At 33.3% G+C, this 15666-nt stretch carries 11 protein-coding genes; 4 read left to right on the top strand and 7 right to left on the bottom strand.

Features of this window, described 5'->3' with window-relative positions; all coding sequences use genetic code 11:
* Positions 1–5: 5 nt before the first annotated feature.
* Positions 6–2408 carry a heavy metal translocating P-type ATPase gene (locus PBT91_RS06855; RefSeq protein WP_270061035.1) on the bottom strand — a complete coding sequence of 801 codons (2403 nt, stop codon included), beginning with the start codon at positions 2406–2408 and terminating at the stop codon, positions 6–8.
* Between the two features lie 131 nt (positions 2409–2539).
* Between PBT91_RS06855 and PBT91_RS06850 the strand changes: the two genes are divergently transcribed.
* On the top strand, positions 2540–3241 hold the full coding sequence (locus PBT91_RS06850; protein ID WP_270061034.1) for a Crp/Fnr family transcriptional regulator: 702 nt from the start codon (positions 2540–2542) through the stop codon (positions 3239–3241).
* Here the strand turns inward: PBT91_RS06850 and PBT91_RS06845 are convergent.
* The 5 genes from PBT91_RS06845 to PBT91_RS06825 are packed head-to-tail and all read right to left on the bottom strand — an operon-like array spanning position 3238 to position 11646.
* The gene (locus PBT91_RS06845) at positions 3238–4671 is read right to left on the bottom strand and encodes a glycosyltransferase family 2 protein (protein ID WP_270061033.1); all 1434 of its coding nucleotides are present in this window, start codon (positions 4669–4671) and stop codon (positions 3238–3240) included. The two genes, PBT91_RS06850 and PBT91_RS06845, sit on opposite strands and share 4 nt — an antisense overlap.
* Entirely contained in the window at positions 4671–5756 is a 1086-nt protein-coding gene (locus PBT91_RS06840; RefSeq protein ID WP_270061032.1) for a HEAT repeat domain-containing protein, read from the bottom strand. The genes PBT91_RS06845 and PBT91_RS06840 overlap by 1 nt, the downstream gene beginning before the upstream one ends.
* Positions 5757–5800: 44 nt before the next feature.
* Positions 5801–6157: a response regulator transcription factor gene (locus tag PBT91_RS06835; RefSeq protein WP_270061031.1), complete on the bottom strand. Its 357-nt coding sequence runs from the start codon at positions 6155–6157 to the stop codon at positions 5801–5803.
* Positions 6158–6159: 2 nt separating this feature from the next.
* Positions 6160–6888 carry an Hpt domain-containing protein gene (locus PBT91_RS06830; protein ID WP_270061030.1) on the bottom strand — a complete coding sequence of 243 codons (729 nt, stop codon included), beginning with the start codon at positions 6886–6888 and terminating at the stop codon, positions 6160–6162.
* 57 nt (positions 6889–6945) lie between these two features.
* The gene (locus PBT91_RS06825) at positions 6946–11646 is read right to left on the bottom strand and encodes a PAS domain S-box protein (protein ID WP_270061029.1); all 4701 of its coding nucleotides are present in this window, start codon (positions 11644–11646) and stop codon (positions 6946–6948) included.
* 312 nt (positions 11647–11958) lie between these two features.
* On the opposite strand from PBT91_RS06825, the gene PBT91_RS06820 reads away from it, so the two are divergent.
* The 3 genes from PBT91_RS06820 to PBT91_RS06810 are packed head-to-tail and all read left to right on the top strand — an operon-like array spanning position 11959 to position 14833.
* On the top strand, positions 11959–12990 hold the full coding sequence (locus tag PBT91_RS06820; protein WP_333474242.1) for a formate/nitrite transporter family protein: 1032 nt from the start codon (positions 11959–11961) through the stop codon (positions 12988–12990).
* A gap of 2 nt (positions 12991–12992) precedes the next feature.
* A complete protein-coding gene (locus tag PBT91_RS06815; protein WP_270061028.1) occupies positions 12993–13847 on the top strand; it encodes an NAD(P)-dependent oxidoreductase in 855 nt (284 codons plus the stop codon).
* 44 nt (positions 13848–13891) lie between these two features.
* Entirely contained in the window at positions 13892–14833 is a 942-nt protein-coding gene (locus tag PBT91_RS06810) for a cation diffusion facilitator family transporter (protein ID WP_270061027.1), read from the top strand.
* A 3-nt stretch (positions 14834–14836) separates the two neighbouring features.
* Here PBT91_RS06810 and PBT91_RS06805 read toward each other — a convergent pair whose 3' ends face one another.
* Positions 14837–15493, bottom strand: coding sequence for a porin family protein (locus PBT91_RS06805; RefSeq protein ID WP_270061026.1), 657 nt, complete (start codon positions 15491–15493; stop codon positions 14837–14839).
* Between the last annotated feature and the right edge of the window lie 173 nt (positions 15494–15666).

Below are 15666 nucleotides of genomic sequence, written 5' to 3'. Positions count from 1 at the left end.
TATATTTATTCCTGTTTTTTTAGAATATTCTTTGCTGAAATCTGCGTTGCGATCGTCGTAAAAGCCACAATGCTAATAGAACTTAGCGGCATTAAGATCGCAGCCACAATCGGTGAAAGATGACCGGTAATAGCAAAACCAAGACCTATAAGATTATAAAAAAGAGAAAATAGAAAACTCATTTTTATAATTCTATGGCCACTTTTTGAAAGACCAAAAAACTGACTAATTTTCCCAAATACCGAAGCATCTAAAATTGCATCACAGGCTGGAGAAAAGACGTTGATATTTTCTGAAATTACAATACCAACATCACTTTGTTTTAAAGCTCCGGCGTCATTTAAACCATCTCCGATCATCATTACAGATTTTCCTTCTTGCTGAAGTTTTTTTATAAACTGTAATTTATCCTGGGGCTTTTGATTAAAACTCATTTTGGTGCTTAGCGGTAATAATTTTTCAAGCGTTTTACGCTCGCCATCATTATCCCCAGACAAAACAAATAGGTCTTTATCTTTACCCAGTTCTAGAAATAGCTCTTTAATTTCTTTACGATATTCATTTTTCAAAATATATCGCCCTTTGTACAAATTATTGGCGCTAATATGTACGGTAGTCTGATTAAGCTGTTCTGATGATGCTTCAGTGCTTTCAGCAACATATTTAAAGGCACCAACTTTTATTGAATTTTGGTTGGAGGTCGCTTCCATTCCCTTCCCAACTTCTTCAGTAAAATGATCTAAAGTTTTTATATCATGCTGCTCCAAAATATCGTAAAGTGAACGACTAAGCGGATGGTTGGAAGCTCGAAGTGTACTATTCAGTAAAGATTTTTCTTCTTCAGAAAGCGAAATACCTTCGTACGTCACTAAATTCTTTTTTGTTGAAGTAAGCGTACCGGTTTTATCGAAAACAACGGCATCGATATGCACCATTTTTTCAATAATATTGGATTCTTTTAAATAGAATTTTTGCTGCCCAAATATGCGAAGTAAATTTCCCAAAGTAAAAGGCGCTGCAAGCGCTAACGCACAAGGACAGGCTATTATTAAAACGGCAGTGAATACCTGCGCCACCATCGAAGGATTAATAAAATACCACACTAGCGCAGCTATTATAGAAATGCTTAAGATTGCTTTGGTAAAATAACCACTAATTCTATTGGTTAAATCCTGAAAAGAAGATTTAAAATCTTTATCAAAAATTTCGTTATTCCATAATTGCGTAAGGTAAGATTGCTCTACCGCTTTAATGACTTCTACCTGTACCAAACCTGCAGTTTGTTTTCCGCCGGCATAAATTTTCTCTCCTTTTTTGATAGTTACAGGAATAGCTTCACCTGTTACAAAGCTATAGTCGATAAGCGCTTCGCCTTCTACCAAACGAGCATCAACAGGAATTAATTCATTATTCCGAATTAGAATCTCATCCCCTTTCCGAAGTTTATAAACTTCTACCTGCTCTTCATTTTGATTTTCGGTATTAGGATGATTAATTCTTGTGACTCCTATAGGAAAATAGGATTTATAATCTCGCTCGAAAGAAAGATAGGAATAGGTTTTTTGCTGAAAAAACCTTCCCAACAAAAGAAAGAAAACTAACCCAGTAAGACTATCAAAAAAACCAGTACCCAGATCGAAGAAAACTTCAAACGCACTTCTTATAAACAATACCGTTATTCCTAATGCTATTGGTACATCTATATTTAAAATGCCAGACTTTAAGCCCTTAAAAGCAGTTACGAAATATCCGCTAGCCGAATAAAAAACTACCGGCAGACTAAAACCAAACATCAACCAGCGAAACACATATTTAAATTGATCGAGCCAAAATTCTTTTACCTCAAAATACTCTGGGAAAGATAAAAACATCACATTTCCAAAAGCAAAACCTGCAATACCAAGTTTGTAAATTAAACTTCTATCGATCTTGCGCTCACTCTTATCTCCATCTGAAAGCGAAATATAAGGTTCGTAACCAAGTTTGCATAAAAGTTCTACAAGTTGATATAGGTTAATTGTTTCTGAAGAAAAATGAATTCGTACCGTTTTTTCAGGAAAATTAACCTGTGCATTTTTAACTCCTGAATGTAATTTTGAAAGATTTTCTAATACCCAAATACAGGAGCTACAGTGAATTTCTGGAATTAAAAGATTGATAATGCAAACTTGCTCGCTTTTAAACTCCAGCAGTTTTTCGGTAATTTCTTCATTTTTAAGAAAATCGAATTTACCAGATTGCGTTTTAGGAGAAATTCCCGGGCGATCATCCAATTGGTAATAATAATCCAGATCGTTACTACTTAATATCTCGTAGACGGTTTTACAACCGTTGCAGCAAAAATCCTTATTATCAAAAACAAGAGCGTCACTTTTACAAGCTTCACCACAGTGGTAACATGATTTCATAATTTTGCAAAACTTAATCGTAATGCAAAGATTGCTTACTAATAGAAATTAAAATATGATAAATGTCAGTTGGTATAAATCATTATCTTTGTTGTATTAAAATTTTTTCAACCAAAACTGATAGCTTTCTTATGAAAACCCCGGAAAAAACTAGATGTGAAAATTGTATTATTAGACAGTTTAACTCTTTAAAAGCATTCAGTAAAGAAGAATTAAAAACGATCTCTGACAATAAAGTTTCTCGAGAATTTAAAAAAGGAGATCAAATTTTTAAAGAAGGTGAAAAGTTAAGTGGTGTTTTTTGTGTTAGAGATGGTGCGTCTAAATTATCTAAGCTTAGTGAAAATGGTAAACACCAAATCGTCAAAATCGCCAAAAAAGGCGAAATTTTGGGACAGCGCTCTGTAGTTTCAGACGAGCAAACCAATCTAAGCGCTACCGCATTGAATGATACGTCTATGTGCTACATCCCAAAACAGCTTATTATCGACAAAATAAATGAAAATCCCGAGTTCACCAGAAACCTATTAAAGGTTATGGCTTCAGACCTTCGGGAATCAGATAATTTTATCGTTAATATGTCTCAGCACAATGTAAAGCAGCGAATAGCTGAAGCTTTACTATATCTTGAAGCTAATTTTGGAACTGATGATGAAGGCTTTTTAGCGGTAAACCTTACCAGAGAGGATCTTGCAAATGTAGTAGGTACAGCGACCGAGAGTTGCATTCGTCAAGTGGCTGAACTGAAAAAAGATAATTACATTTCTACCAAAGGGAAAAAAACCAAAATTGAAGATAAAAAAGGATTTGAAGATATGATTAGCGGATTTTAATCCTGCTTTTTGCTGGAATTGGAAAGTCCGGCTCTAGTCATTTCGCCCCAACTTTTTTTGCCAATAATCAAATCCCAATTTCCGCGAACGGCGGCCCACATTACAAAAGGATGATAGATTAATGGTTCTAAAAAAGCAGTGCCAATTAGTTTAAATATATATTTCGGCTTTTTGTATTGCTGAAAGCTATATTCTTCAAAAAACAAAGCAGTTACCGAGAATAATACTGCAAAAGCGTAAACGACACCAAGAAAAGTCAAGAAAAAGTTCCAGCTAATTAATCCAAACCACAGTAGCAGTATAAAGAAAATAGTTCCCGTAAATTCGATTAACGGTGCCATCCATTCAAAAAATAACCAAAAAGGTGTTGATAATAATCCTAGAACACCATATTTAGGATTAAAAATCATCTTTTTGTGAATCATCAGTGTTTCAGCAGTGCCACGCGTCCAACGATTACGCTGTCGTTTTAATATTTCCCAACTTTGTGGAACCTCAGTCCAACATAAAGGATCTGGAACAAAACCAACTTTATACGGTATTTTCTTTTCTCGCATCATTCGCCGCATCCTAACCAGAAGCTCCATATCTTCACCTACCGTATTATGATTGTAACCACCAGCTTCTATCGCTAATTGTTTATCGAACATGCCAAAAGCACCAGAAATTAACAACAAACCATCAACACGAGACCAGGCCATACGCCCCATTAAAAATGCTCTAAAATATTCTATAACCTGAACTCTGGCTACAAACTTACTTGGCAAGCGTACATCGATAATTCTACCATCCTCAATCACGCAATCGTTAGCCACTCTAATTACTCCTCCCGATGCTATAACTTTTTTACTATTGTTTAGAAACGGCTTTACCAGTTTAAGCATTGCATCATGTTCTAAAATACAGTCTACATCGATACAGCAGATCATATCGTAAGAACAAACATTGATACCCGTATTTAAGGCATCTGCTTTGCCCCCGTTCTCTTTATCGATGACCAATAAATTTTTAAAAGCTGTATTTTTAGATTTGTATACCCCTTTTATCGTCTTACTTTTGATGAAATAGTGAAAAAAATAGTCTTGTTTTTCAAGATCGTATTCATCTTTTAAACGCTGTAGCGTATCGTCTTTGCTTCCGTCGTTAATAATTACAATTTCGAAACTCGGATAATTAATCGTTAAAAGAGACCTTACGTTTTCTACGATATTAAGTCCTTCGTTATAAGCAGGTGCTAAAATGGATACCGAAGGCAATTCTGAAGCCTGAAGCAAAGAAATTTCATCGTCGTAGTTATTAGACCTTTTATAGTCCCTAATTTCGATAATAGAAAATACAGCGGAAAATAGATAACCCAGACTTATAAGAATACCATAGACCAAAAAAAGCCAGCTGGCGATGTCTGCAATGTCATCGAAGGTAATAATCATTATAGCAATCTAGCTTTTTCTTCTTCGTATTGATTGTAGATTTTGTGTTTTTCTTCAGGTACAAAATATTCAGACAGCTTGTAATATATTATTTTAAGTTCCCATTCAGAATCTTTAATCTTAGCTGCAACCTGAAGAAGATTATCATAATCTCCTAATCGCTTTATGGCCTCTAAGATAGTCTTTTTTACAGAATGGGATTCATTTTCAAATTTTGCGACCAAGAGCTTAACCACTTCTACATATTCCAAAACATAATAACATTTTATTGTTTCTTTTCTAACACTTTCTGCACTGTGATCTAATAATGGTGAAAGGGCTGGAATATTTTCAAATTGGTTAAATTTAGCAATCATCCTAACTGAAAATTCTACAACACTATCAAGGTCTGATTTTAACCACTTAGAAAAATCAGGAATAGCTCCTTGATACTCATTTCGTAGAGCATCTTCAATATAAATTTCCTCCCAAATCGTTAAAGGTTTAGTAAGATGATCTAAAAATAATAATGGTTGTTTTTTTGCAAGCTTCACAAAATATAACTGCGATTGCTGTCTTACCTCGTCTCTTTTGTGATTTAATAATGGTTTTATAGTTTGAAGGTCTACAGCTATAAGCATTTCTGAAAGACTAAAAATAGCTCTGGATTTTGTGTACCATGCACCACGGGATAACTGTTTGATGCAAAATTTGTCCAGTTTCCATCTTAAAAAGAGTTTGCGAAGTTGCTCTGCCGATTCTCCTTTTATATTGCTATGAAAAAGAAGAATTTCTTTGATAGCCATTTTTATTTCTAATGACGATCTTAGATACTTTTGCTCAAAATGGTTTAACTCTATTCTTTCTTCAAATTCTTCATCAAATAAATAAGAGTTTAGAATATCCTGAAGTAATAATTGCTGTGTTTGCTTTTTTTTAGTTCTAACATTTTTATACAGCCGCAAGAATAAAATGAAAGCGACAAAAAGAAGTGAAAAAAACAAAAAAACAAAAGTCATCAAAATATTGACCTTTATTACAAAAGGAATACCCTCGGGAAAATACCGAAAAATCCATTCTAGATCTATAAATTGAATAACTGCCATAAATGAAAAATCACAAAGCAATTACCTTGCAACTACCTACAAAATTAGGAAAGAAGACGTTTTACTCGTAAGGATAATTCGTTAGGGCTAAAAGGTTTTGTTATAAAATCTTCAACTCCCATATTAAACGCATCCATTATAATATTTTCTTGAGTTGATGTAGACAAAACAATTATGGGCACTGTTGGCAAATTTTCTTTCACATACGCAATAAGCTCGTTTCCTGTAACAAAAGGAAGATTAAGATCTGTTAAGATAAGATCATAAGTATCTGTTTTTAAAAGCTTCATAGCTTCTCTTCCATCGGGGGCAATAATAACTTCATACCCGTCTTTGGAGAGCTTAAACTGAAGAGATTTTATAACCATTAGGTTGTCTTCGATAACTAAAATCTTCTTCATTTTTATAGGTTTAAATTGGGGTAATCCTTTTTAATTGAATTTTGAATCTTTAAAAATTCAGCATGTAACTCTTCAATTAGCTTTTCCAAATCTTCGTCTTTGACCTTATAAGTGATTCTATCACAAAGCTCTACACCTTTATTATTTTCAACCATTGAAAAAGATGGTTTTATTTTATGTGCAATTTGCCGAATTTCTTCAAAAGAACTTGATTTAAAATGAAGATACAATGCTTCAATATCATTAACAACAGAATTTAAAAAAAGTTGTAAAGATTCTTCTATAAACTGCGCATTATCCCCAGAAACTTCTTTTAAGTAACCAATGGAATAAGAAGAGCTATCTATTTTACTTTGTTTTCCGTTATCAATTTCTTTCAGCAAAACCTCTACGTCTCCTCCCAGGTCAAAAAAACCATCTATATGAATATTTACCTGCGAATCTATACTCCCAGGATTTTCGGGATCCTGCAAAACTACATTAAAGGGGCTCATTTTTAATTCGGTAAAAATATAGTTTATGGTTTGATAAGCATTTAACGGACTAGTGTTTTCTTCTACCAATAAGGCAAAAATATCTTTATTTCCTAATTTTTTTATAGCCTCTAAACCATTTGATGCATATAAGCATTGGTAGCCTTCTTTGGTAAAACGAAGGTAAATTGGCTCGATACTGGTAAAATTTTTATGTATAATTAAAATCAATTTTGAAATCTGTATATCAGTATTCATTTTTTAATATCCTACACTATTTTATTGTCTAATAAATTTTCTATTTCAATTAGGGTTTTATATTAGACGCTTCAAATGGTTAATCTCTGCTTCTATTTTTTCTTCTAATTCTAAAATAGTAGATTCTTTAAATTGAGAAATCTCTTCTAAATTAGAAGAAAGATATTCCAGTTTATAAAAACAACAATTTTGGCAGGAACCTTTTAGTTTATGGCCAAGTTTTTTGATACCCACTAAATTGCGGTCTTCTATTTCCTGTCTCAATTGTGCTGAAAATTCCTCTAATCCTTGTTTTACTATAGTAATTAATTCATTGTACGTATTTTGATCGTTATCAAATTTTCTTAGAAGTTCTTCTTTATCAAAAGACTGAAGATTTTCTTCTTTATTAATTTTCTCTTTTTTGCCTAATAAGTATTTACCTAACACCGTTTTAATAGTCTCAAAAACTACTGGTTTAGTTATATAATCGTCCATACCGGCATCCAAGCATCTTTCTCTTTCTCCTTTTACCGTGCGTGCGGTAAGTGCGATAATAGGTATATGATATTCTTTGTCCTCTTCTATTTTTCTAATTTCCTGAGAAGCTTCAAAACCGCTCATCATAGGCATTTGGATATCCATAAAAATGATATCTATATCGTTTACCTTATAAAAAGAAACAGCGTCGAGACCATTTTCAACTTCAAATATCTCGGCATTAGGAATCGCTTTTTTCAAAATAGTTTTTGCCAGAAAAGTATTCACAGGATTATCCTCTGCAATTAAAATTCTAAACTTATCCTCAAAATTTATTTCTTCACTAACATCTGCTGGATTCTCTTTAATATCTTTTACCGGTGCTTCAATCTGGTTTAACATATTGTATAATTGACCAATCTTAATTGGTTTTGTGAAATTAAATTGAACACCTAATTCTTTACAACGTATGCTAAGTTTCTCTTTTTCTGCAGAGCTATGCAATAATATAATTGGCAATTCTTCTGAATTTATTTTCAGCTCATTTCTTAAGTGAGATATGAGGTCTATACCTGTCATGTAAGGCATGTTGTAATCTATTATGGCTAATTGAAAGTGATTTTCTTTCTCTAAAAGTGTTAATGCTTCTATTGCATTAGAAACAACTTCACAATCAATTGCTTCAATGGCCAACATCTCCTGAAGTATCATCTGGTTATTCGCATTATCATCAACCACTAATACCTTTTCAATCTTAGACAATTCTGTATTTAAGAGTGATTCTCCGGCTTCCGACTCAAAATCTAATTTAAAAGAAAAAGTACTACCTATTCCCAGCTTACTTTCTAAATGCAAGCTACTCCCCATTAGTCCTAACAACTTGTTAGAAATCGTTAAACCTAGTCCTGTACCTCCATATTTACGAGTGGTGCTGCCGTCCTCCTGATCGAATGCTTTAAAAATACGCTGAAGATTTTCTGGAGCTATACCAATACCTGTATCTCTCACAAGAAATTTGTATGTTCTTTTATTCTCACTGTTAACTTCTTCAGCATCAATCCTTAATTCTATTTCTCCAGATGAAGTAAATTTTACAGCATTTCCAAGCAGATTAATCAAAATTTGCCTAATTCTTACAGAGTCGCCGTAAATAAATCGATCTACATTTGGACTAATATTAAGTAGTACTTCCAAACCTTTTTGATGAGCTTTGTGCTTCACGACATCAACAGTTTGACCACACAACTCAAGTAGATCTACTTTTTCGATATTAAGCTCCAATTTGCCGGCTTCAATCTTAGAAAAATCAAGAATATCATTAATCAAATCTAATAATGTATTTGCCGAATTATAAACAGTCTCCATATATTGCTTTTGGCTACTGCTAAGCTCCGTCTTCATCAATAAATCAGTAAAACCAATTACCCCATTTAAAGGCGTTCTAATTTCATGGCTCATATTCGCAAGAAATTCAGATTTTGATTTACTAGCGGCTTCGGCCCTTAGCTTTGCATCCAGTAGACTATTCTCCATTTCTTTTCTAGAAGTAATATCCTGAATTGTAGCTAAAATAATATCACGACCATCGGCATCTTTAATTCTTACTCCATTAATTAGCGCAGGATAAACGCTTCCGTCTTTTTTGATAAAACTTTTTTCAAAAGGTTCAGTTCTACCGTTAAAAACCAATTTTTCAAATCTATTTTGTATCGATTCTACATATTCCTTTGGTACAATTTCCTTATAAGACAAACTTGTAAACTCTTTCTTGGTGTACCCAGAAGAATTTATTAAAGATTGATTGGCATCTAAGAAATATCCGGTTTTTAAATCTATCAAACTTATACCTATTGGTGATAGCTCGTATAATGATCGAAATCTAGCTTCGTTTCTTTTAATTTTACGTTCTGCTATTTTACGATTACTAATATCACTTTGGGTACCCATCATTCTTAATGGTTTATGGTCTTTACTCCACTCGATAGTTTTACCGCGATCTAATATCCATATATATTTGCCGTTTTTGCTCTTTACTCTTTTTTCTACACTATAGACTTCTGTTATTCCATCAAAATAGTCTTTTAATGCTTTCTCTGATTTTTCACGATCTTCAGGATGAATTCTTTTATCCCATTTTTCTGAATCGGTAAGATCGTCGCTTTTATCAAAACCAAGCATTTCTTTGGCTCTTAAAGATAAAAATTGCGTATTGCTATCGATCTTCCAATCCCAAATCCCATCGCCGGCACCTTCTAAAGCAAATTGCCAACGCTGTTCACTTTCTTTTAATTCCTCCTGAAAATGCTTTAATTTAGAGATATCTGTTCCTACCCCTACATAACCGGTAATTTCACCTTCAGCATTTTTAATAGCTGTTACTACAAGTTGTACGGGAAAACGCTCTCCGTTTTTTCTGATATAAGTCCATTCTAAAGATTCAAATTCTGCAAGCTTTGCTCCAATGGTAAGAACATCAAAACCTATCACCTTTTTCTTGTACTGATCATTTAGCTCTAGAGAACGATTAATAATCTCTTGTTCATCATGAAATATAAGGACGTTTTTTTTATTAATTAAATCTTCCGCCTTATAGCCAAAAAAGTTTTCGGCACCTTTATTAAATTTTTTTATTATCCCATTGGTATCAGTTTCTATTATCGAAACCTGGGTTGTAGCATCCATCATATTTTGGAGCTCTCTAAAGGCTTTATTGATCCTATCCTGTGCTTCTTTTTTAGCTGTGATATCGTTAATTTGCGAAATAAAATATAAAGCGTCTCCCTTCTCATTGGTTTGTAGCGACACCGTTAGCAGCCCCCAAATCACACTACCATCTTTATGGATATATCGTTTTTCCATAGAATAGGTTTCGATTTGTTTTGCCTTTAATTTTTGTAGTAATTTCTGATCCTTATTTAAATCTTCAGAATAGGTGACGTCCATAAAAGACATTTCCAATAACTCTTCCTTACTATAACCTATCATCTTGCTAAGATTTCGGTTTACTTTGATCCAATTCCCATCTAGATCTACCAATGCCATACCATTTGGAGAATAATCAAAAGCACTTTGAAACTGAGATGCATTTTTATAGGCTTCTGCTTCAAGATTTTTACGAGTAGTGATATCTTCTATCTGGGTAATAATGAGATTTGGAGTGCCTTCTTCTGTTCTTAAAAGCGAGGTATGAACTTGTCCCCAAAATAGGCTACCGTCATCTTTACGAAATTTGCATTCATTTTTGAAACTATCAAATTCGCCATTCATCAATTTTTTACGTTGATTTAAAACCGAATCTAGTTCATCATCACAAAGCACGTCTGCTATAGAAAGACTGTAAACTTCTTCTAAAGGTTTGTTTTGGAAACCAAAAATTTTTAGAGCAGATTGATTTAAGTGAAATACCTTACCACTTTCAGGATTAACTAAAATAATACCTAATGGTGACGATTCAAAAATATTCTTAAATCGTAATTGCGTTAAGTGTAATTCAGCTTCTCGTTTTTTCCTTTCAGTAATGTCCTGAAATACACCATATACTCTTACCGTTTTTCCTGCTTCTTGTTCAGCATTCCCAAAAACTTTAACCCATTTTACCCGTCCTTTTGCAGTGAGGATCTGGAGGTTTTCTGTATAAGAACCTCCATTTTCAGCAATTTCAGTAAAAACTCTGATTATACGGTCTCGATTTTCGCCTTCCAGATAAAAATTTATTCCGGTATTAAAATCTGGTTCATAGTCTTCTTCAACTTCGTGAATATCTTTTGTGACTTTGGTCCAATAAACTTGGTTACTTTTAAGATCAACCATCCATCCCCCTACCCGAGCAATTTCGTTGGTTTTCTCAAAAATTTCGTTTAATTTTTTCAAATAACTATTCTCGTCACTCAGATGTAAAAATTTTTCTTCGATAGGTACAAATTGCTGTAGGATAAAGACAAATTCATACGCAACATCATCGAGAGTACATTGTAATTTTTTAAAATGAAATCGCCATTTTTTCTTTTCGTTATGCTGATCGTGAAAATCGATATGGCTTACTTTCTCAGCCGATGAAATAAAAGCCTCTGTAAATTGAACAAAATTAAGGTTGCTATTCTTCAATAAACTTAGACTACCGTAATCAAGTACCTTATTTTTATCTAGAACTTTTTGAAAATTGCCCCAAATTGCTTGATCCGCAACATCTATAAACCAAATACATTCAAAAATATGCTCGCCAAAAAAGCCTAGAATAGTGGGGTTTTTAGCGATCAATTTTTCTAAAGTATGCTCTAAATCTTTAAAATATAATGACATAAAAAGTTAAGATATGATAGCGAGTAAATCTTTTTATCCGATAAACTGAGTGTTTCATCCAGTTGTAATTTACAATATTATTTTTTTTTAATGCTAAAAAGATTTGTAATCGCCTAAAAACACAACATATTCTAGAAAGAATAAGCTTCTATTCTCTTAAGAAGTTCAAATTTAAAACAAACACGCTGTGTTTTTTTATTAATTTCTATGGCGTAAGAAGATTTTTTACCCCATTAAATTTAAAGCTATAAGGAATATTATTTTTAAAGCATCGCTTAGATCAACTATAGGTATAAGCAAAAATGACTTACTGTGTTAAAAAATTCTTTAAGAATTAAGATAACTACACCTTTAATCGTCCAATTACCTAATTTAGTAAAAAATATCGCAGCTATTAGCTTAAACCGTTGGCAGCGAGATATAATAACAAAAGGACAGATGCAAAAAGAAAACGCTGAAAACATTGAAAAAGAAAAAGAAAAGAAAGAGCAAGAAAAAAAACAGGAAAATATAGACAAAGAACTCAAAGATTCTACTTCGGTTTCAAATGATGGTACAAAATCTCATGGAGAGATATTAAAGCAACAAATTATAGAGGGGCAGGAAACTTACGATCGTAATCCTAGAAGTATTTTACTAAGTTCCATCACCGCGGGTTTGGAAATTGGTTTTAGTTATTTGCTGTTATGCACGGTATTTTCGTTCTTTAGCGATAGCGTATCTGAAAGTGCACTTTTTAAAATAATGGCGTTGGTTTATCCTGTAGGATTCATTTTGGTAATACTTGGCCAATCTATTTTATTTACTGAACAAACTTCGCTTTTAACCCTCCCAGTACTTAATAATAAAAGAGGCATAAGAAGTTTATTTAAAATTTGGGGAATCGTAATCGCAGGTAATCTTTTAGGAGGTTATATTATGGCAATTTTGTTAGTATGGATTGGTCCTAAACTACATATTTTTGAGCATTTTGCGATCGAAAAAATAGCAGAGCACGTTACCGATTATAACGGAATTGTAATATTTGTAAGCGCTATTTTGGCGGGTTGGTTAATGGGATTGTTATCATGGTTAATAACATCGGCTAGAGATAGTATGAGCCGTATTATCCTGATTTTTATCGTTACAGCAACTATGGCGTTTACAGGTTTGCATCACAGTATAATAGGTAGCGTAGAAGTTTTTGCAGGTATGTTGGTATCACCAAACATTGTTTTTCTGGACTATTTAAAGTTTCAGTCTTTCGCTCTGATCGGAAATTCTATAGGTGGCGGGGTTTTCGTAGCTCTTTTAAAATATCGTGCTTTTGTATATAATATTGATATGGAACGTAGAAATTATTAATTATGAATACAACAAAATTTAAAGTAGGTTGGATTGGCTTAGGCAAAATGGGCATTCCCATGTCAAAACAGATCTTAAAAGCCGGATATCCCCTTCGTGTTTATAACCGATCTTCAGAAAAAAACAAAAAATTAGAGACTGAAGGTGCTACAACTGCCGAGAATATTAGAGAACTAATAAAAGAAACCGAAGTTATCTTTATAATGGTTTCAGACAACAAAGCAGTTAGAGAAGTTTTTGAGCATGAAAATGGAATTTTTTCTACGGAAATCGCCAACAAGATCTTTATAAATTCAAGTACAATTGCTCCTGAACTAAGCGTAGAAATTTCTGAAAAGATCGAAAACATGGGAGGCTTTTATTTGGATGCACCCGTATCTGGAAGTGTAAAGCAGGCAGAAGAAATGACCCTGGTAAGTATTGTTGGGGGATCACAAGAAATTTTCGAAAAAACAGAAGCACTATTAAAAACGTATTCTAAAAAAGCTGTTTATGTTGGTGAAAACGGAGTAGGAAATTCAGCAAAATTAGCAGTAAACACTTATTTGGGAATAGTAACCCAAGGCTTAGCTGAAATTATTCAGTTTGCAAAAACTAAAAATGTAAACACTAAAGATTTGCTGGAAATTATTAATAACAGTGCTTTAGGAAGTACTTTTGTTAAAATAAAAGGAGAAGCGGCAATAAAAGAAAATTATGAAGCGGCATTTACTTTAGCGCATTTAACCAAAGATTTAAGACTTGCAAAAGAAAGTGGTTTTGATAAACCTCTGGGCAATACGACTTATAAAACATTTAGTGATGCTGAAGTAGCACTTGGTGAAGAAGATGTTATCTCAATTATTAAAAAGCTTTAAAGAATTGCAATAGGATTGCAAAAATCCTAGTGTACTTTTACAGCATGTCACACCACCACCATCACCATCATAATCAATCGGGCAAAAACCTAAAAATTGCGTTTTTCTTAAATTTAGGATTTACGATATTAGAGTTTTTTGGAGGCATTTATGTAAATAGTGTTGCTATCATGTCTGATGCTGTTCACGATCTTGGGGACAGCCTTTCTCTTGGAACTGCGTGGTATCTCGATAAGAAATCTCATAAAGCAGCAGATAATAAATATAGTTTTGGCTACAAGCGATTTTCGTTATTAGGTGCTTTAATTAATAGTCTCGTATTAATCGCAGGTTCTGTTTATGTGATTTCTGAAGCGGTTGGTAGGCTTTTCGATCCACAGCCTTCAGATGCACAGGGAATGATAATTTTTGCAATTATCGGCGTTTTAGTAAATGGATACGCAGCCTGGAAATTAAGCGGCGGTAGTAGTCTTAACGAAAAAACAGTTTCTTGGCACTTACTAGAAGATGTTCTAGGTTGGGTGGCGGTTTTAATTGTTGCAATCGTACTTAAATTTACAGATAATCAATATTTAGATCCTGCGCTATCGCTTTTAATTACTTTGTATATTCTTTACAATGTAATAATCCGACTCAAAGAAACATTATACATTTTTCTACAGGGAGTTCCCAAAGAGATCAATCCTGAAAAAATTAAAGAAGACATTCTTAAAATCAACAATATCGAATCGTTACATCATATGCATGTTTGGAGTTTAGAAGGAGAACATCACGTATTTACATCTCACATAAAACTAAAGAATATTACCTATTTGCAGGAATTACTCGAGGTAAAAAAACAGATAAAAAACCTACTTAAAGAATACCATTTTGATCATTACACTATCGAAACCGAATTAGATAACGAAACCTGTGAACTTATCTCCAGCGAAAAACATGATCACGATGATGAACATAGGCACGATCATCATAAACATTCTCATTAGAATTTACCAAATTCGATATTCTAAGCCTAAATTTAAAACAATACCTCTAATCTCATTCTCTCTTTTTATTGCTCCAAAATAACTGCGAAAATTCACTAATATCGACTTGTTTATATGGTGGCCAATTCCAATATTCAAGCCGGCGTCAAAACGATCTCCATCGCGCATAATAAAAGTATCGCTCTCCCCATCGATCACCTGATAATCTGATTGTAAATTGCGATCTACAATAAAAGCAAACTGTGGTCCCGCTTCCAAAAAAAATCCTTTGGTCAAGTAAAACTGGGACATTAAAGGTATTAAAATACTTAATTCGTGAACATCATATTTATACTCGTATGTTGAAGATGAAATAGGATTGCCATAATAATCGAAAGCAGGAACAGTTAGATCATCTTTCACCATTTTACTTCCCTGTAATCCAAATAAAACTTCTGGCTGAAACTGGTAATTTCCAGACCTAAATGCATAGAACGCTCCAGCATAAAATCCTGGCTTAAATTTAAAATCCCCTCGATTTCTAAAACGATAATCGTTACCAGATGCATCGGTGAATTTTGCTAAATTCCCGCCCGCTTTTAGTCCAAATTGATGCTCCTGAGCGGTAATTTTGAATACTGAAAATAATAAAACGATAAAAAATAGATTCCTGATATTCATTCTGATTGATTTTTTTGATTGATTTTTCGAATTATTGTAATTCACTGAAATTGCGGATAAATATAGAATTATTTTGTATTCAGAATCGATAAATTTTTCAAGCTTTTTTACCAGTTCATTCTTCAGAATTTACAGTCTTTGTATATTCAGGCCTTAAAACCTCAACGCTCTTA

This window comes from Zunongwangia sp. HGR-M22 (assembly GCF_027594425.1).
Taxonomy (GTDB): Bacteria; Bacteroidota; Bacteroidia; order Flavobacteriales; family Flavobacteriaceae; genus Zunongwangia.
Note: the sequence above shows the minus strand (reverse complement) of the source record. Positions and strands in the feature narration are given on the sequence as shown.